The organism is Streptococcus suis (genome assembly GCA_002831545.1).
Classification (GTDB): Bacteria; Bacillota; Bacilli; order Lactobacillales; family Streptococcaceae; genus Streptococcus; species Streptococcus suis_P.
The window spans coordinates 2,583,884-2,602,487 of sequence record CP025095.1 but is presented as its reverse complement, the minus strand read 5'-3'; the positions used below and the strand labels follow the sequence as shown (position 1 = coordinate 2,602,487).

Annotated in this window: 24 protein-coding genes and 1 pseudogene; 21 read left to right on the top strand and 4 right to left on the bottom strand. The window is 40.6% G+C overall.

The features are described from left to right. The first annotated feature begins 21 nt into the window (after positions 1–21). The 3 genes from CWM22_12765 to CWM22_12755 are packed head-to-tail and all read left to right on the top strand — an operon-like array spanning position 22 to position 2,441. Positions 22–975: a 50S ribosomal protein L11 methyltransferase gene (locus CWM22_12765; GenBank protein AUC92702.1), complete on the top strand. Its 954-nt coding sequence runs from the start codon at positions 22–24 to the stop codon at positions 973–975. 1 nt (position 976) lies between these two features. Continuing rightward, complete coding sequence (locus tag CWM22_12760) at positions 977–1,723, top strand: 16S rRNA (uracil(1498)-N(3))-methyltransferase (GenBank protein ID AUC92701.1); 747 nt, start codon at positions 977–979, stop codon at positions 1,721–1,723. A 4-nt stretch (positions 1,724–1,727) separates the two neighbouring features. Further along, entirely contained in the window at positions 1,728–2,441 is a 714-nt protein-coding gene (locus tag CWM22_12755) for a DUF554 domain-containing protein (protein AUC92700.1), read from the top strand. A 48-nt stretch (positions 2,442–2,489) separates the two neighbouring features. Here CWM22_12755 and CWM22_12750 read toward each other — a convergent pair whose 3' ends face one another. Continuing rightward, a complete protein-coding gene (locus tag CWM22_12750) occupies positions 2,490–4,973 on the bottom strand; it encodes a bifunctional 2',3'-cyclic-nucleotide 2'-phosphodiesterase/3'-nucleotidase (protein ID AUC92699.1) in 2,484 nt (827 codons plus the stop codon). Positions 4,974–5,228: 255 nt separating this feature from the next. On the opposite strand from CWM22_12750, the gene CWM22_12745 reads away from it, so the two are divergent. From CWM22_12745 to CWM22_12675, 15 genes and pseudogenes are all read left to right on the top strand, one after another. Then, the gene (locus CWM22_12745; GenBank protein ID AUC92698.1) at positions 5,229–7,430 is read left to right on the top strand and encodes a bifunctional (p)ppGpp synthetase/guanosine-3',5'-bis(diphosphate) 3'-pyrophosphohydrolase; all 2,202 of its coding nucleotides are present in this window, start codon (positions 5,229–5,231) and stop codon (positions 7,428–7,430) included. A gap of 1 nt (position 7,431) precedes the next feature. Continuing rightward, positions 7,432–7,875, top strand: coding sequence for a D-aminoacyl-tRNA deacylase (locus CWM22_12740; GenBank protein ID AUC92697.1), 444 nt, complete (start codon positions 7,432–7,434; stop codon positions 7,873–7,875). A gap of 61 nt (positions 7,876–7,936) precedes the next feature. Continuing rightward, complete coding sequence (locus CWM22_12735; protein ID AUC92696.1) at positions 7,937–8,122, top strand: hypothetical protein; 186 nt, start codon at positions 7,937–7,939, stop codon at positions 8,120–8,122. Between the two features lie 574 nt (positions 8,123–8,696). Further along, positions 8,697–8,948: pseudogene (locus CWM22_12730) on the top strand (hypothetical protein). A 255-nt stretch (positions 8,949–9,203) separates the two neighbouring features. Then, a complete protein-coding gene (locus tag CWM22_12725; protein AUC92695.1) occupies positions 9,204–9,941 on the top strand; it encodes a DNA-binding response regulator in 738 nt (245 codons plus the stop codon). After that, on the top strand, positions 9,941–11,281 hold the full coding sequence (locus CWM22_12720) for a histidine kinase (protein AUC92694.1): 1,341 nt from the start codon (positions 9,941–9,943) through the stop codon (positions 11,279–11,281). The genes CWM22_12725 and CWM22_12720 overlap by 1 nt, the downstream gene beginning before the upstream one ends. Positions 11,282–11,442: 161 nt before the next feature. Continuing rightward, positions 11,443–11,601 (top strand): bacteriocin, encoded by a 159-nt coding sequence (locus CWM22_12715; GenBank protein ID AUC92693.1) that lies wholly within the window; start codon positions 11,443–11,445, stop codon positions 11,599–11,601. Between the two features lie 451 nt (positions 11,602–12,052). Next, positions 12,053–12,241, top strand: coding sequence for a hypothetical protein (locus CWM22_12710; GenBank protein AUC92908.1), 189 nt, complete (start codon positions 12,053–12,055; stop codon positions 12,239–12,241). A 289-nt stretch (positions 12,242–12,530) separates the two neighbouring features. Continuing rightward, on the top strand, positions 12,531–12,740 hold the full coding sequence (locus CWM22_12705) for a hypothetical protein (protein AUC92692.1): 210 nt from the start codon (positions 12,531–12,533) through the stop codon (positions 12,738–12,740). A gap of 106 nt (positions 12,741–12,846) precedes the next feature. Then, positions 12,847–13,005 (top strand): bacteriocin, encoded by a 159-nt coding sequence (locus CWM22_12700; protein ID AUC92691.1) that lies wholly within the window; start codon positions 12,847–12,849, stop codon positions 13,003–13,005. 303 nt (positions 13,006–13,308) lie between these two features. Beyond that, positions 13,309–13,518, top strand: coding sequence for a hypothetical protein (locus CWM22_12695; protein AUC92690.1), 210 nt, complete (start codon positions 13,309–13,311; stop codon positions 13,516–13,518). Between the two features lie 110 nt (positions 13,519–13,628). After that, entirely contained in the window at positions 13,629–13,838 is a 210-nt protein-coding gene (locus tag CWM22_12690; GenBank protein ID AUC92689.1) for a hypothetical protein, read from the top strand. A gap of 27 nt (positions 13,839–13,865) precedes the next feature. Continuing rightward, the gene (locus CWM22_12685) at positions 13,866–14,048 is read left to right on the top strand and encodes a hypothetical protein (protein ID AUC92688.1); all 183 of its coding nucleotides are present in this window, start codon (positions 13,866–13,868) and stop codon (positions 14,046–14,048) included. 262 nt (positions 14,049–14,310) lie between these two features. Then, positions 14,311–15,012, top strand: coding sequence for a CPBP family intramembrane metalloprotease (locus tag CWM22_12680; protein ID AUC92687.1), 702 nt, complete (start codon positions 14,311–14,313; stop codon positions 15,010–15,012). 21 nt (positions 15,013–15,033) lie between these two features. After that, positions 15,034–15,228: a hypothetical protein gene (locus CWM22_12675; protein AUC92686.1), complete on the top strand. Its 195-nt coding sequence runs from the start codon at positions 15,034–15,036 to the stop codon at positions 15,226–15,228. Positions 15,229–15,321: 93 nt separating this feature from the next. Here CWM22_12675 and CWM22_12670 read toward each other — a convergent pair whose 3' ends face one another. Then, complete coding sequence (locus CWM22_12670; protein AUC92685.1) at positions 15,322–15,663, bottom strand: type II toxin-antitoxin system RelE/ParE family toxin; 342 nt, start codon at positions 15,661–15,663, stop codon at positions 15,322–15,324. Beyond that, complete coding sequence (locus CWM22_12665) at positions 15,653–15,940, bottom strand: acyl-ACP desaturase (protein AUC92684.1); 288 nt, start codon at positions 15,938–15,940, stop codon at positions 15,653–15,655. Before CWM22_12665 ends, CWM22_12670 begins: the two co-directional genes overlap by 11 nt. 225 nt (positions 15,941–16,165) lie before the next feature. Here CWM22_12665 and CWM22_12660 point away from each other — a divergent pair, with 225 nt between their 5' ends. From CWM22_12660 to CWM22_12650, 3 genes are all read left to right on the top strand, one after another. Next, positions 16,166–16,816, top strand: a complete 651-nt coding sequence (locus tag CWM22_12660; GenBank protein AUC92683.1) for a CPBP family intramembrane metalloprotease — start codon at positions 16,166–16,168, stop codon at positions 16,814–16,816. A 63-nt stretch (positions 16,817–16,879) separates the two neighbouring features. Beyond that, positions 16,880–17,554 (top strand): CPBP family intramembrane metalloprotease, encoded by a 675-nt coding sequence (locus CWM22_12655; GenBank protein ID AUC92682.1) that lies wholly within the window; start codon positions 16,880–16,882, stop codon positions 17,552–17,554. An 85-nt stretch (positions 17,555–17,639) separates the two neighbouring features. Continuing rightward, complete coding sequence (locus tag CWM22_12650; GenBank protein ID AUC92681.1) at positions 17,640–17,927, top strand: hypothetical protein; 288 nt, start codon at positions 17,640–17,642, stop codon at positions 17,925–17,927. Between the two features lie 12 nt (positions 17,928–17,939). On the opposite strand, the gene CWM22_12645 is transcribed toward CWM22_12650, so the two are convergent. Next, positions 17,940–18,599 carry a metal-dependent transcriptional regulator gene (locus tag CWM22_12645; GenBank protein AUC92680.1) on the bottom strand — a complete coding sequence of 220 codons (660 nt, stop codon included), beginning with the start codon at positions 18,597–18,599 and terminating at the stop codon, positions 17,940–17,942. Positions 18,600–18,604: the final 5 nt, after the last annotated feature.

The window sequence follows — 18,604 nt, the reverse complement described above, 5'->3', positions numbered from 1 at the left end:
AGAGAATGAAAGGAAACAAACATGAACTCATGGCAAGAATTAACGATTCACGTGCATCGTGATGCAGAAGAGGCAGTTTCAAATCTGATGATTGAAACGGGCAGTCAGGGGGTGGCCATTAGCGACTCAGCTGACTATGTGGGGCAGGAGGACCGTTTTGGTGAACTCTATCCCGAGGTGGAGCAGTCGGATATGATTGCGATTACGGCTTACTATCCTGATACTGTAGATATTGAGGAAGTTAAGGCAGACTTGGCGACTCGCTTGGCGGATTTGCCAGGATTTGGCTTGGAAACGGGTCAGGTCAGCTTAGAAAGTCAGGAATTGGCAGAGGCAGACTGGGCGGACAACTGGAAGAAATACTATGAGCCAGCCCGCATTACCCACGATTTGACCATTGTACCGTCTTGGACCGACTATGAGGCGACTGCTGGTGAGAAAATCATCCGCCTGGATCCAGGTATGGCTTTCGGTACGGGAACCCACCCGACCACTAAGATGAGCCTTTTTGCTCTTTCTCAGGTCCTGCGTGGTGGTGAAACGGTCATCGATGTCGGTACAGGCTCAGGCGTTCTCTCAATCGCTAGCTCTCTTCTTGGGGCTAAGGAAATCTTTGCTTACGATTTAGATGAAGTGGCGGTGCGTGTAGCTCAGGAAAACATTGATCTCAATGCCAATACTAGCAATATTCATGTCGCGGCAGGTGACTTGCTTCGTGGCATTGACATTGAGGCAGAAGTCATCGTTGCCAACATCTTGGCGGATATTCTCATCCATCTGACCGAGGATGCCTACCGTCTGGTCAAGGACGAGGGCTACCTAATTATGAGCGGCATCATCGCGGACAAGTGGGACATGGTGCGAGCATCTGCGGAGGCGGCTGGCTTCTTCCTTGAGACTCACATGATTCAGGGCGAGTGGAATTGCTGCGTCTTTAAGAAGACGGCTGACCGCTCAGGTGTGATTGGAGGCTAAGATGCAGCAGTATTTTGTCAATGGCAGAGCGCCGCAGGGCGTGTTCCAGATTAGCGATAAGGACACAGCCAAGCATATGTTTTCTGTTATGCGATTGCAGGCAGATGACCAGATTGTCCTAGTCTTTGACGACGGGATTAAACGCTTGGCACGGGTAGTAGACAGCCAGAGCCAATCTGTTGAAATCATCGAAGAATTGGCAGACAATGTTGAATTACCTGTCTCCGTTACCATTGCTATGGGCTTTCCCAAGGGAGATAAGCTCGAATTTGTTGCCCAAAAGGCAACGGAATTAGGCATGACAGCCCTCTGGGCCTTTCCAGCGGCCTGGTCAGTGGTCAAATGGGACGGTAAAAAATTAGGCAAAAAAGCAGAGAAGCTAGAAAAAATCGCCCAAGGAGCAGCCGAGCAAAGTAAACGCAATCGGATCCCTGCAGTTCGCTTGTTTGAGAAAAAAGCGGATTTCCTAGCTCAGTTGGCAGGCTTTGATCAGATTATTTTAGCCTACGAAGAAGCTGCAAAAGAAGGCGAACAAGCAAACCTGGTGAAAATCTTGTCTGGCTTAGAAGCTGGACAATCAGTCCTGGTTATCGTCGGTCCAGAAGGCGGCGTGTCGCCTGAGGAAGTAGCCGCATTTGAAGGAGCAGGAGCGGTCAAGACAGGTTTTGGTCCTCGTATCCTCCGAGCAGAAACGGCTCCACTCTATGCTCTTTCTGCTATTAGCTACGCGGCGGAATTGTTGAGGTAGATTCATGTTTGCTTTAGGAACAATTATCAATACCATCGCCATCGCCCTAGCAGGTGTGCTAGGATCTTGGTTTGGACATTTGCTGAAAGAACGCCATCAATCAGGTTTAACGGTGGCGAGCGGGCTAGCTGTTTTATTTTTAGGAATTTCAGGTAGTTTAGAAGGACTGTTGACAGTCGTTGACGGTCAACTCAAAAGTCAGAACACCATGCTCTTTGTGCTGAGTCTAGCCTTTGGGACCTTTCTGGGCGAAGTCCTGCATATTGAAGGCTGGTTTGAACGACTGGGGATTTGGCTCCGAGAAAAGTCGGGCAATGGTCAAGACTCTCAGTTTTTGGATGCTTTTCTAACTGCCTCCCTGACCGTCTGTATCGGTGCCATGGCCATACTAGGAGCCATCCAAGATGGATTGACGGGTGATTATCGCTTGTTGGCCGTTAAGAGTATTTTGGATTTTATTATCATTTTGATTATGACCTCGAGTTTGGGCAAGGGAGCAGGCTTTTCAGCAGTACCGGTCTTTCTCTTTCAAGGAACAATTACGCTCTTGGCTCATTTGATAGAGCCTCTGATGACGGATCAGGCTCTTGCAAATCTTTCCTTTATCGGCTCCGCCCTCATCTTCTGTGTCGGTGTCAATATCATCTGGGACAAAAAGATTCGCGTGGCCAATATGTTGCCGGCCATCGTGATTGCAGTTATTTGGTCATTTTTTTAATAGACTAAAAGAGCTCGGTTGCTTATCCGAGCTCTTTACTATTTTACATTAGTTTTCATTTTTCTTGCGGAAAGCACCGACAAGGCCCATCAAACTGATGCCAATCAGGCTAAGCATAGAATTTATCTCACCTGTTGCAGGGAGTGTTTTTTGTCCTGCTTGAGTTGTTGAGGAGGAAGTGCTTGTCTTAGCTGTAGTAGCAAGTTGGTGTTTTGGTGCAGGTGCTGTTGTTTTTTCGGCTGGAAGGGTAATGACCTGACCAGACGGAAGTGTAATTTGAACACCAGATTGACCAGATGAAGTTTGATTATCAGTAGCTGTTTGTCCAGTTGGAGGTGTTACGACTTTTGGCTCAGTGTAGACAAACTTGAACTCACCAAATCCTTCGTTTTCAGCTGAGGCTTGGAGGTAAACCAGACCTTCTTGGTCAGCAACTAGAGATTTCGCACGATCTGCTGTCAAGAAGCGGAGGTCGAGTCCCTTGATGCTATCTGTAAAGGTCCAGTTATTGTCTGCTGTAGGGTTGATAACTTTCTCAGCGATAATATAATTGATGATGGCTTGGCGGTTTTCCAGGTTGAGCAAGTAATTGACAGAAGCTTCGCGGACCCCAGGGAAAGTACCGTTTGCACGGTAGTTGTTGGTAACCACGATGAATTCTTGATCAGCTGTCACATCTTGCCCATTGTATTGCAGATTCCGAACTCTGCTGGCAGTTTCGTTGATTACCTTACCGTTACGATCGTATTTATTTGGTTGCGTAATATCGTACTGATAAGTTACTCCGTCAATAACGTCAAAATTGTAAGTGCGGAAATCTGTGTTGACTAGGTTTTGTGGCTCTGTTGAGCTTGGGTCAACTTGGTTGAATTGCCCTGCGGACATTTCCAACCATTCTTTGAGTTGGGCACCGTTGACTTTCAAGATAGCTACCACATTGTCATAGAGGTAAAGGTCTGCTACGTTCTTGATAGCGATTGGACCAGCAGGGATATCTGTATAGGCAGTTGCATCGCCTCGAGTACCAGCCTTAAATGGTGCAGCCGCAGATAGGATTGGCAGATTAGCTTCTGAAGTACCCGCCAACTGTTGTTTTGCATACCAGATTTGGGCATTGTTGACGATTTGAACAGATGGGTCGTCTTGCACCAAGGAGAAGAAGCTGTTGATTGGTGCAGTTGTTTCACCGACTTGCTGGCGAACATAGTTGATAGTTTCAGTGTGAGCTTCTTTAGCGAGGTCAATGATACGACTGTCCGCCACAGATGACTTGGTGTCAATCTTGCGGATAGCTGCCTTACTAGAAGTTGTGGTCCATTTACCGTCGGTGTAGGTCAGGTTGAGGTCGATGACGCCGAGGTGATCACCGTATTTACCCGCCATGGTGACAGGAGTGCCGTTGATTTTACCATTTGTATCATCCACGCCAGAGTATTTAGCATAGAAGCTTGGTTTTTCGGCTGTTCCTGGGAATTCTGCGTGGGAGTGACCTGTGATAACCGCATCAACTCCTGACAGGCTGGCGATTTGGTAACCGACATTTTCCTCACCGACTTCATATTGGTCATCGCCGATACCTGAGTGGGAAAGGACCAGAACGATGTCTGCGCCATTTTCTCGCATGGTTGGGATAATATCGCGAACGGCTTCAACTGCATCACGAACAATCACTTTTCCTTCTAGATAAGCTTTGTCCCAGTTGAGAATTTGAGGGGGAACAATCCCTGTAACACCGACATTTAGTGTAACCTTTTTACCCTCGGTGTCTGTGAATGTCTTTTTCACAATGGTATAAGGGGTGTAGAGAAAGTCTTTCGTAGTCGGATCGAGGACATTGGCATTGACTAGAGGCATGTTGGCTGTACGAATTACTTTTTCGAGGTAGGCAAGGCCGTAGTTAAATTCATGGTTTCCAAGTGTGCCTGCGTCAAAGCCCAGCGTATCCAAGGCAGCGTACATCGGATGCTGTTCGCCTTCTTCAATTGGATCGATGATGGATTTGTAATTTCCAAGTGGTGTTCCTTGGATGGTATCGCCATTATCTACAAGAACGACGTTTGAGTTTTCAGCCTTTGCTTCTTCAATTAGGACAGCCGTTTTAGCCAGACCGAGTGTTTCCACAGGCTTGTCTTGGTAATAGTCATAGTTGACCAAGTTCGTATGGAGGTCAGTTGTTGCGAGAATGCGAACATCAATAGTTTGTCCTTCAACAGGCTGACTAGTTTCAGTTGCAGCAGGAGTGACCGTACGTGCTTCTGAAGCAGTTGTGTCAGTTGTCTCGCTTGTAGGATCACTAGTTTCAGCTGTCTCGGAAGAGCTTGGATTTTCAGCTTCGGTAGTGGCTGGAACAGGAGATTCTGTATTATCAGCTTCCTCTGTGGTGTCAGATTCAACTGGTACAGCCTGACTTGCTTCTGTTGAAGAAGCTGGAGTTGTGTTGAGAATCTCTTCGGCTTGAGCTAATTTTGGATTGCTTGCAGCTAAGAGAGCTAGTGTGAGCGCTACGGCACACTTACTGAAACGAAAATTCATAAGAATCCTCCATTTTCTTTTTGTAATAATCTTCTACAATCATTATACAGCTAATAAATGCAAAATTCAAGACAAATTCTGAACGTTTTGTTGAAAAACAAGTGAAAATAGTAAGAAAAATAACAAAAAAAGGAACGTTCGCCGAATCTGAACTTGGTTTGGATTGTTTGTAATTAGTAGTCTTATGTTAGATTCCTTTTTCTTTTTTCGTGAAAATGGTAGAATAGTAGGAAATATAAGAGGAAGAGTAGAGATATGAAAGAAATTAACTACACTGGGGAGGAAGTGGTTGCTTTGACAGCCACCTATTTACCGGAAGAAGATGTTATATTTGTCAAGAAAGCTTTGGATTTTGCGACAGAGGCACACAAGTCTCAATTTCGTAAATCGGGCGAGCCCTATATTGTACACCCGATCCAGGTAGCAGGTATTTTAGCAGGACTCAAGCTGGATGCTGTGACGGTTGCCTGTGGTTTCTTACATGATGTGGTTGAAGATACGGATGTAACCTTGGATGATATGGAGGCTGAATTTGGACCAGAGGTTCGCCATATTGTCGGCGGTGTGACCAAACTGGGTAAGGTTGAGTATAAGTCACATGAGGAGCAGTTGGCTGAAAACCACCGCAACATGCTGATTGCCATGTCCCAAGATATGCGGGTCATTCTGGTTAAACTGGCAGACCGTCTTCACAACATGCGGACCCTTAAGCACTTGCGCAAGGACAAGCAGGAACGTATTTCACGTGAAACAATGGAAATCTATGCACCGCTTGCCCACCGCCTGGGTATTTCTTCGATCAAGTGGGAATTGGAAGACATGTCTTTCCGTTACCTCAATGAAGTTGAGTTCTACAAGATTACCCACATGATGAGGGAGAAACGACGCGAACGGGAAGAGTTGGTCAATGAAGTCGTCGACAAGTTGAGAGAATATACAGAGGAACGTCATCTGACTGGTCAAATCTACGGTCGTCCCAAGCATATCTACTCCATCTATCGAAAGATGCATGACAAGAAAAAGCGTTTTGACGAACTATATGATCTGACAGCTATTCGCTGCTTGATGGATACACCAAGTGATGTCTATGCCATGCTTGGCTACATCCATGAATTATGGAAGCCGATGCCGGGTCGTTTCAAGGACTACATTGCCAGTCCCAAAGCCAATGGCTACCAGTCCATCCATACGACAGTCTATGGACCAAAAGGTCCAATCGAGTTCCAAATTCGGACGGTGGAAATGCATCAGGTAGCAGAGTACGGGGTGGCGGCTCACTGGGCCTACAAGCGTGGTGGCAAGGCAACTGCTTCTGAAAAAGAGCTGCGTTGGATCAACAACCTGATTGAACTCCAAGAAGGGGCTGGGGATGCGCAAACCTTTGTAAATTCTGTCAAGGACGATATTTTTACAGAACGTATTTACGTTTTCACGCCAGATGGTGCGGTGCGTGAGTTGCCTAAGGACTCCGTGCCCATTGACTTCGCCTATGAGATTCATACCAAGGTCGGTGAGCGAGCAACAGGTGCCAAGGTAAACGGCCGTATGGTGCCTCTGACGACCAAGCTCAAGACGGGCGACCAGGTGGAAATCATCACTTCTGCCAACTCATTCGGTCCAAGTCGTGACTGGGTCAATCTTGTAAAGACTCACAAGGCCCGCAATAAAATCAAGCAGTTCTTCAAGAATCAGGACAAGGAATTGTCTGTTTCAAAAGGGCGTGAGATGCTTCAGAATCTGCTCCAAGAAAACGGCTACGTTCCCAACCAATACCTGGACCGCCGCCACATGGACGAAGTCCTGCAAAAGACCAGCTATAAAACCGATGAGGCTCTCTATGCAGCGGTTGGTTTTGGGGAAATCTCTGCCGTGTCCGTCTTTAATCGCCTGACAGAGAAAGAACGCCGTGAGGCAGAGCGGGCTAAGGCCAAAGCTGTCGCGGATGAATTGGTCAACGGTGGCGAAGTCAAACACGACAACAAAGATAGTTTGAAAATCCGTCATGAAGGTGGCGTGGTCATTGAAGGGGCGTCAGGCTTGCTGATACGGATTGCCAAATGTTGTAATCCAGTACCTGGCGATGAGATTGTCGGCTACATTACCAAGGGTCGTGGGGTTGCGGTTCACCGTGTGGACTGTATGAACCTCAAGAGCCAGGAAAACTATGATGTCCGCCTGATTGATGTCGGTTGGGAGGATGAAAATTCGACCAAGGAATACATGGCAAACATTGACATCTACGGGCTCAACCGCTCAGGACTGCTCAACGATGTCCTTAAGGTCTTGACCAATGCCAGCAAGAACATTTCCTCGGTCAATGCCCAGCCAACCAAGGATATGAAGTTTGCGACTATCCATGTTTCCTTTGGCATTTCCAACCTGGCAACCTTGACCAGTCTGGTGGACAAGATTAAGTCGGTGCCAGAAGTTTACTCAGTGAAAAGGACCAACGGATAAGATGAAAATTGTATTACAACGTGTATCACAGGCCAGTGTGACCATCGAAGGAAGTATCCATGGGCAAATTGATCAGGGACTTTTGCTCCTAGTCGGTGTGGGGCCAGATGACAGCCAGGAAGACCTGGACTATGCTGTTCGGAAAATTGTCAATATGCGGATTTTTTCAGATGAGGCAGGCAAGATGAACAAATCTGTTCAAGATGTGGCGGGCAAGATTTTATCCATTTCCCAATTTACCCTTTTTGCGGACACCAAAAAAGGTAATCGCCCTGCTTTTACAGGAGCGGCAGCTCCTGCCCTAGCCAGCCAACTCTATGATGCTTTTAACCAGGCCTTGTCAGCCTTTGTGCCGGTTGAAGTGGGCGTTTTTGGTGCGGATATGGCGGTTAGCCTGGTCAATGATGGTCCGGTAACCATTGTGTTAGATACCAAAAATCGCTAGACTACTATACATTTTTAAGGAAATTTGATATACTAACATCAAGAAAATGTGGAGGTGCCGAATGAAAAAGTTATTGACCAATCATTTTTTCTACCTAGTGGTAGCATTTACCTTGATTTTGGTGATTTACTTTAGTGGAATTGACAAACGCTGGATTATTCTGGCAAGTTTTCTCTATTTCATCCCTTCGCAGATTTTATACCGTCGCCGCCTTAAAGAGCGACTACAAGAAGACCAGCCCAAGTAGGCTGGTTTTTTGATGTGTAAATTGGACTACAATTCTTTATTAAATATGCTATAATAGTTTTTGCAGAAAAGTAAAGACGGTGGCTCTAATTTCTGAAAGGTAGGTGGGAGCGGTACAGAACTCAACTTGTAGAAATTGAGTTCCCTTTGCCTCCATATTTGTAGCTTCAGGCTAAAATAGTCCACTGGACTATTTTACTACCGCCCCCGCACAGCTCAAAAGGTTCAGTGAACATTTTGAGGTTGGAAATGGAGCGAACTTGTTCGCAACAGTCGTATAGGTCAGATTTGGAGTGCGAAGCACGAACAAATCTGCCAATCAACCACTGCGCTGAGATGTTGACGCGAATTAAGAGAAGTGGAATGGAACTTTTTGTTCTACTATGCAAATCATCAAAATCTAACAGAAGGGCTAGCCCAAGCCAGCTGGTAAGTGAACTTACTCATCTGGCAACGACAAATCCTATAAGATTTGTCTAGGGCTCGCACTAGCTCGAGTTTTGAAAATTATCGTTTCAAAACTCTCACGTCGAAAGTCTTTAGCTTGTCAACCTTTGAGTGGCTAACACTCATGTTTGTAGCTGGTACAGTCATCCAGTTTTTCTTTTATTACTTCGACGAGCGAGGAAACGTCGTTTCCTTATTTCCAACTTCAAAGACACCACTGGAGTCTTTGAACTCGCTTTGCCGTACTCTGCAGGGGTAACTTGCTTTCGCAAGTGCTATCTACAACCTTGTACAGTCACTCGACTGTACAAGCTGTCTGCAGCTCGTTGCCTAGTACTAAAAGTAAACTGGGTGACTATTATCTTTTATCGCTCTCGTGATGTTAGTGCTTGAATTGGTAAAATCGACAAAAAAATAACCGTCTATAACTTTGGCGAGTTAACGGTTATTTTTTAAATAATTTGTAAACAGCCACCGTCTTAAACGGTTCTGCAAGGGGTAGTTGTTTCCAGCAACTACCTTTTTCTATGTTTATTATACATCGGTGGGTCTATCAAGTCAAGTTGGACATTTATCTTTTACCTAAATATGCTATAATAATGATTATAACTTACAAAAAGTTTAGGAGATAATCTATGCTTAATATTTTTGTATTAGAAGATGATTTTTTTCAGCAGAGTAGGCTAGAAAATGCTATTAGGCAGTGTGTTGAAGAAACGTCAGTAAGATATAAATTCCTAGAAGTTTTTGGTAAACCAAATCAATTATTGGAATCAATTGAGGAAGCAGGCAATCACCAATTTTTCTTTTTAGATATTGAAATTAAAGGCGAAGAAAAGAAAGGAATGGAAATCGCTAAAGAAATCCGTGCTCGAGATCCTTATGCTGTTATTGTCTTTGTAACAACTCACTCAGAATTTATGCCGGTAACGTATCGTTATCGGGTTTCTGCTTTAGATTTTATAGATAAAGGCCTGGAGGATAGTGACTTTCAAAAGGCAGTATCAGATGTGTTAGTGCATGCTTTTGAAAATATTGATCATACTATAGCTGAAAATTCTTTTGTATATAAAACTGAAACTGCTCATATTCAAGTTCCTTTTAGTGACATCCTTTATTTTGAAACATCATCAACAATACATAAAGTCATTTTAAAAACGAAAACAGGTCAGACTGAATTTTACGGGAAAGTATCGGATTTAGCGAAAGCTGACGAACGACTTTACCAAGCACATCGTTCTTGTGTAGTGAATCCTTTAAATATAACGAAGTTGGACAGAGCAAACCATATTGCCTATTTTGAGAACGGAGATTCTTGTTTTGTTTCTCGTTTGAAGCAGAAGAAACTTGCAGATTTGTTGGAGATTGATTGATGAATATTTTTATATCTCCATTTTATGACACTGTATTCTTTATTGACATGCTGATTCGTTTGATGATTCTTCAACAAATTAGCGGTTTATTTTTAAGTAAGAAGAAAAAATGTTTTATAGCTTCTTGCTTAACAGTCTGTCAAATAATTCTTTATGATATTTACTTATTATTAGAACCATTTTCTTTTCTGATTGTTATACCATTTTTTAAAACAAATTGGAATAGAACTCAAAAAATATTTTATGGATTATTACCATTTGTGATAGGGGATATGTTTCAACGTATCATCAGCCTTTATTTACGTTTTATTTTTGATGTAGATATTGTATATGCAAATGCTAGTGCTATGTTCGAAATCTTATTGCCTATTTTATTAATTCCTTTTTATTATGGATTTTTCAAGGGATTACGAATAGAATCAAAATATCTTCAAGTTGATACTTTGGACAAAAAATTTAGAGGTATATTTTTTGGATTAAATATTCTATTTATTACTTATTTTCTTTTAATAAGAGGTAATTTATTTTTGGAAGTATTGATGGATAAAGGAATAGTGGATATTAAGATAGATACATATTTTATTAGAACTAATATACTACTATTATACTTTATTCTATTTACAGTTAGTATGTTGTATTTAAACTATCAGAAGAAAGAAAAGCAAGAAAAAGAAATCCAGGAGTTGAAGGACAAACAATTAACTGACTTAGATCGTTATAGCCGTCATGTTGAATCACTTTATAAAGAAATTCGAAGTTTCCGACATGACTACACTAATATTCTTATTAGTCTGAATGAAGCAATTAAGGAAGAGGATATTGTTGCGATTCGAACGATTTATAGTGAGGTTATTGCAGATTCTGATAGAAAATTCTATGATGGAAAGTATGATATAGCTAGATTGTCCAATATACAAAATCCTGCAGTGAAGAGTTTACTATCATCTAAGATGTTGGAGGCACAAAAAAAAGGTATTGCAATTTCTGTGGAAGTAGATGCTGAAATTGAACCACCTGATTTAGAGTTGATAGAATTCATAACGATTCTATCTATCTTATTAGATAATGCGATTGATGCTGCAGAGCAGTGTGCAAATGGAAATATTGTATTTGCCTACTTCCAGGAAGATGACCGAAAAATTGTGGTTGTAGAAAATACTACGGTTGAAGATAAAGTATCTACAAGTCATATTTTTGAATATGGTCATTCTACAAAAGGAGATAATCGAGGAATTGGCTTGGCCAATGTAAAAACTATCTTAGATAACTATCCTAAATTTTCTATATCAACGAACAGTAGCAATCATCGATTTGTTCAGGAGTTGGTGTTTTTGGAATAAGATTTATAGATGTAAGTCCAGTCGAAAGGCTAGATTTTTTTGCATTTGCTCGAAAAAATGGTCATTCATTACAAAATATCGACAGTTCATGACATGGATGAAAAAATGGTGGTGTGTTGGTCTATACTAAGAGTGTAAAGAAAACAAAAGGAGATACGAACATGAATACTTTAAAAACATACTTCAAAGGAAATAAAAAAACAATCTACATGGTGTTGATTATTGTTGGCTTATTGACCATTTATCCGCCTATTTTTCAAACCATTTACCAAGCAGGTAGAGATTTTGGGCGTAGTTTTGTGAATGCAGTTTTACCGTAAAGATGTTGATAGGATAGGAAATTTTAAAGGAGAGAAAGCGATGAAAAAAATGAAAACTGTTAAGGATAGTCAACCGTGGTCAGAGCGTGAAAAAGTTTTGCTCTTGTTACTTTTGGTTAGTGTGATTGATATTCCGTCTCTCATTGATACCCTATATCAAATTGGTTATGAATTTGGTCAGGCTCTTGCACTTTGGTTTTAGTAAATGATGAGATGATTTTACGGAATGTGTTTGTTGGTGCATTTTATACGCGTATCGTAAGAGGAATAATTTTATGATTTGGCTTATTAAACTTCTATTGGTTGTTGTAATTTCCATTCCTGTAACAAGTATTTTACAGCCTTTTCAAAATCATTACTTAAATGGGTTCACGGTTGCGGTCATTTCCGTCATTGTGTCCCATTTAGTGGATAAATATGGGAAAGGTGGGGATGAAGTATGAGTAAAGAGCTGAAAAGGATGTTGAAACTCGGGACACTTTTCCTTGCCTTATTTATCTTTAATATGTTTTTTCTTAAATGGTTGTCTGTTATAGGATTTGTTATTCATTTTAGCGAAATTAGTTATTTGGTTCCACCGCTGTTTTCAGTCATCGTTCTATCAATGATTGAAAAAAAGAGAAGTATGAAAACGACTTAATAAAAAAATGGTCATTCATTACAAAATATCGACATTTCATGACATGGATGAAAAAATCGGGCTGATTTGGCTTATACTAAAGGTGTAAAAAACAAAAAGGAGACACGAGCATGAATATTTTAAAAACAATTGTTAAACACCGTCATTTCCGCTCCCTACTTGTAGGACTCGGAGCAGGAGCTATCATTTGTCTATGGGGAGTGTATTATGGAATGATTTACCTATTCAGTTACCTTGTCATTAGAGGGGTGATTTATATGTTTAAAAAATAAGAATAAGGAGAAACGAGATGACAGTAAAAAAGAAAATTGCTATGACAGAAGAACAATTGCTACATGTCGCGATGATTGTCTATACCTTGTATGTGCTGTACTTACTCGTCACTAAGAATTTTACATCTCGCTTCATAACTCCCTATGGACTGTATCTATTTATTCTCGTCGAAGAAAAATTAGAGAAATTTGTCAAAAAACTATATCACAACTTGATGAATCAATAAAAAATGGTCATTCATTACAAAATAACGACCGTTCATGACATGGATGAAAAAATCGGGCTGAGTTGGCTTATACTAAATGTGTAAAGAAACAAAAGGAGACACGAACATGAATACTTTAAAAACATACTTCAAAGGAAATAAAAAAACAATCTACATGGTGTTGATTATTGTTGGCTTATTGACCATTTATCCGCCTATTTTTCAAACCATTTACCAAGCAGGTAGAGATTTTGGGCGTAGTTTTGTGAATGCAGTTTTACCGTAAATATGTAGATAGGATAGGAAATTTTAAAGGAGAGAAAGCGATGAAAAAAATGAAAACTATTAAGGACAGTCAACCGTGGTCAGAGCGTGAAAAAGTTTTGCTCTTGTTACTTTTGGTTAGTGTGATTGATATTCCATCTCTCATTGACACCCTATATCAAATTGGTTATGAATTTGGTCAAGCTCTTGCACTTTGGTTTTAGGAGAATTTGAGGTGTATTTATGGAATGATTTACCTACTCAGTTACCTTGTCATTAGAGGGGTGATTTATATGTTTAAAAAATAAAAACAAGGAGAAACGAGATGACAGTAAAAAAGAAAATTGCTATGACAGAAGAACAATTGCTACATGTCGCGATGTTTGTCTATACCTTGTATGTGCTATACTTACTCGTCACTAAGAATTTTACATCTCGCTTCATAACTCCCTATGGACTGTATCTATTTATTCTCGTTGAAGAAAAATTAGAGAAATTTGTCAAAAAACTATATCACAACTTGATGAATCAATAAAAAATGGTCATTCATTACAAAATAACGACCGTTCATGACATGGCTGAAAAAATGGAGCTGATTTGGCTTATACTAAGAGTGTAAAGAAAACAAGAACAGGAGAAACAAAGATGAAAGAAAAAAAGGAACTTGTTATTACAGGGAAACATGTATTACACACAACAATGATTGTCTATACATTCTTTATTGGATTTGCATTCATGAGTCAGAATTTTGAGTTGTCGCTGTTGATACCATACGGATTTTATCTACTTACCCTTATTCTTGAGAAAATGGAAAAAAGTGGCAAAACGTTATTTGAAATCAGAATTGAGCGATAAGTAAAATGATAGTGAGGAGAACTGAAGATGAAGAATAAAAAATTCTATGCAGTTTTGATTCCCGTTGTGCTTTGGATAGTTTTTAAAATCTGTGCGAATTTGTCAGATGAAAACATTAAAGACTATTTCAATATTTTAGCAGTCAGTAATCCAGGTCTAATCATCGCTTTTGCCATTTTTACAAATAAGGAACAAAACAAGGAAAAGTAAGTTTGTAAAGAAAACAAGAACAAGGAGAAATGAAAATGGAAAACAAACTTCAAATGATGACTATCAAAGAAAGAATAAAATTATGCAGTTCTTGCAAGGGCTTGTTGAAGGAATTTTGGTCACTGCCGTTCTTATTCACCTAGTGGTTTGGCTTGTTCTTGGAAAAACAGTAGATGTTTTCTCATCTAATTTCTATCCAATGCTCTTTATTACATTGTATTTTCTAATGAAAGTGAATAAGACTAAAAAGGAGGACTAGCTTATGAAATGTGTTAAAAATATTTTAAAATTTATTGGTTTGATTCTTGTCATCGTTGCGATTAACATAACTCCGATGCGATTGATTGCCATACAGGATTCGATGTCAGGTGCCATGCAGTGGGTTTCTGGCATTGGCTATCTAGTCATTGCGACAGCTATTGTGGTGTGGACTTGGAAACGGTATAAGAAAGGTCTACCTGACCAGCAAAAACGGTTCACATTTACTTGGAAAGATTTTGGGTTTGCTCTGCTATTTTTCTTAGCCGGACGAGTTGTCGGTATTGGCGGAACGTTATTGACCCAGTTGGTAACTGGCAATGCCACCACAGCCAACGATGCAGCACTTTTGGCTACAAATGAGCAATTGGCGAAGATGTTTCCGCTATACTTTGTTGCCTTTCATATTGCAATAGGTGTCTTTGCTCCTTTTATGGAAGAGCTTGTTTTCAGAGGTTTGTTTAGCAGATATTTCTTCAAAGAACATCAAAAATGGCTAAAATTGATAATCAGTTCAGCTGTCTTTGCTCTTCTTCATGCGATTCATCCAGTTGAGTTGCCACTTTATTTCTTGCTTGGGGCAGTCTTCTATTTGGCTTATGCTCGCCGTGGCAATATTGTGGATGCGATTCTTGTTCATATCTTGAACAATAGCTTGATGGTTATCTTCTCAATTATTGGTTACTTATTGGTACTGTTTGGTTAGTGATGTTAAAGGAGTTCAGTTATGACAATGATGGAAAAATTAGATAAAAAATACCAAGAATTTGAAACAGCTTATGAGTCTTCCCCGTTTGCAATGAAATTCTTGGTCTGGGTAGGAGTAGCACTGACCTTGATGACACTTGGATCAGTTCTTGTACCAGCGATTTATTCAGCAGGGCAAGAATTCGGGGAATTTCTATATTCTGTTTTTGGATGAGGGAGTGGCAGAAAATAAAATGAAAAAGCTGAGCAATCAGCTTTATGTTTACGCTTGTTTCGTTAGACTTGTTGAAGGTGGGGGAGTTGCTCGTTATTTGAGGGTTTGCTTGAATAGATTGTCTAGGTTGTTTAGGTAGTCTGTCCTTGCTCCTCTAATGCGAAGGATATCTACACGAGAGCCACGAATCAAATAGAAGATGAGGTGCTGTTTTCCAGGAATCATCCTTGTTTTTCCTTCCGGGAATAATGCTTGTCCCAGACGAGCGTCAAGGTCAATATATCCCTCTGGAAATATTTCTAAGGTCAAGATAGCTGTGCTCAGAGATGCAAGCACCTTTCGAGCACTTGATTCTGAAAATTCACGGACATAATACTGGTAGATTTCCTCTAAATCTTGTTCGGCTTTAGCAGATAAATGTACTTCATAGACCATATTTGGCGAATACCTCACGAGCAGGTGTCGTGTCTCCTGATAAAACTTCTTGGTAGCCTTCATCAAGCTCTGCAATCAATTCATCTAGAAAAGCCTCTGCACGTGCCTCTTCTACCGTTTTTATTGGCAAATCTTGCTCTTCAACCACTCTTTCTACAAATAAATTAAGAGCATCAGAAAGGGTCATATCTTTTTCTGATAAGATTATTTTTGCTTGTTCCAGTATTTGTGCATTTACTCTAAAATTATATTGTCTATCCCTAACCAATCCTGTCATTGTCTTCAACTCCAAATTCTAATATGTATAACAATAGTGTAGCTATTTGTTTTACATCTGTCAAGCGATAATCTGGCACTGAATATCTTGGATAAGATTCGGTGACTTTGAAAAAATGGTCATTCATTACAAAATAACGACCGTTCGTGACAGGAATGAGAATAGTGTGTTGATTTGCTATATACTAAGTTTATAAAAAGATTGGATTAGAAAGGGAGAGTAGCAATGGTTCATTGGATAAAAAGCATCGTACAGGTTTTATTGTTAACCTTAGTCATACAAGTCCCCTTCATTGCTGAGATGAGTTGGGGGAATATAGATGAACACCTACTTGGTTATATCCTACATGTGTTTTGTTGGATTCTTCTCACTCTTTTCGTTTTTGGGTTATTGGAAACTCTTCGGAAAAACTGTCGTGACAATAGTTTAGAGGCAAAAGGCTATAGCTATGGTAAATTGTTTGGATTGGTTATTTTGGTAATCATTATTAAAATTGTACTATTAAATGTTTCCTTGCGATTATCTGGATCGACGGTTGATAATAGTAGTATGCTTGAGCTATTTCAGTCCAAATATGGCTGGATGGTCTTGCTTAGTACAAATATTCTCTCTCCTATCCGAGAAGAGTATCTCTATAGGGGAATCTTTCAGGAGAGAATAAGGAGTAAGCACTATCCAATCATTAGCGTGTTAATTACAGCCATTTTATTTGCTTTTGTACATAGTTATGAAATTTCTTTTAGTTTCTGGTCGGCACTTTTTCCAGGATTTTTGTTTTCTTGGATTTACTATAAAACGAACCATCTCAAATATCCGATAGTGGCACATATCTTGTTGAACAGCATTGTGACCATTTTAAACGTTATAAGTGTATAAATGTGTGAACAGTGTGAAAAACAATTGAATAGGTTATAATTGACAATGGAAAGGAGAGAGAATATGAAAATAATAAAATCAATCGGTTTAGCTGTGGGTACCTTGCTACTCACTTTGCTCATTCAATTTCCAGTTTATGTGGGGATAACAGCCTTTCAAGAGAATGTGCTACTAAAACTTGCAGTCATGATAGGGCTTGGTCTTGCAATATTGGCACTACTTTCTGTCATCAGACGAGGAATGATGAAGCATCAAGTCTTTTCAAGAGAGAAGCTGAATGTTTTAAAAATAGTCGGAATGACAGCACTGGTATTTACTGGAGAAACTGGCCTGAACCTCCTTTGGCAGTATTTGGGTCTTAGCCCTAGTGATTCTAACGCCTTGGATATAGTCAATCAGTTAAATTCGGACAATTTTTGGGTGATGGCTCTCTCAGTTGTCTTGTTTGCTCCAGTTTTAGAAGAATTTCTTTACAGAGGAATTTTGTTAGAAAAGACAGCCCAGTATTTTCCTAAGCATCCTCAAATAGTCATCGTATTTTCTGCCCTTCTATTTGCCTATTGTCATACTTGGAGCTTTTCAGTGGCATTTTTAGGTCACTTTATCACAGGGGCTTATCTGGGCTGTCTGTATATGTGCAATAGACGAATGACGGATACTATCCTTGCACATAGCTTCTATAATGCCTCCATTTTATTCCTCCAAATTTTATTTGGTTTGGTGCAGGTTGGTGGATAAAAATTGACAGTAGACATTTTTGGGAAATGCCTGTATACTAAGAGGAAACCAGCAATTTTATAATTGCTAACTATCAAGTGCAGAGGTGGGCAGAAATATGAGAAAATTTTTTCAAGACCTTAATCAAGAGTATCTGGAAACCAGGAGTTCAGTTGGAGAAGATAGACTGGAATGGTTGATTCAGAGAAAGATGACCTGGGGCATGCGGTGGGGCTTGGTAGGGATTCTCATGTTTGTCCTGCAACCTCTAACCTTTCATCCACACTTTCTCTTGGGCTGTTTTTATCTAGGTTCTTTTTTGGGTTTGGTATATATCCTAGGGCAAGTGTTTTTTGCAACCAGATCTATTATCCGTAATTGGAAGAAAAAATAATCGCTCAGCTTATTAGGCTGGGCGATTGCTTTTTTCGATGAATAATTGTTGAGCGATGGCTGTTGGGATGGCGAGCTCTTTGTCCTTGTACTGGATGGTGATGGTCTGGGCAAACTGGTCGAAGGCTGTGACGGTTAGTAAGTCGCCGACAGCTAATTCATGTTGTTCCAAGTACTGAAGGAGTTGATAGAAGTCATGGATACGGACAAGCTGGTAGTTCCCTGTCTCAGTTAGCTGTGACAGCCGTGTCTGGTAGCGTTCGATGAGCGGTTGTCCTGCTTGAGGAATGCTTCCCCCGTGAGGACAAGTTTGAGGCTGTTCCAGTAGCAGGTCTAGGCGGTTGATAAAGTGATCTGAAACGGTGTGTTCTAAAATCTCAGCCTCTTCATGTACTTCTTCTGGAGAGTAGCCAAGTTGCTCAACTAAGAATACCTCAATCAAGCGGTGTTTGCGATAGAGGCTGGCTACCATTTCAAGGGCAGTTTGGCTGAGGAGATAACCTGCCTTGGTATCCTTAGAAATGAGCTCTTCGGCTACCATTTTTTTGAGCATTTCGGAAACGGCTGGTGCGGAGAAGGCCATCTTCTCTGCGATGAGTTTATTGGTAATTTTTTGGTCTAATTGACCCAGTTCATAAATACATTTTAGGTAATCTTCTTTGTTTGGTGTCATGAGAA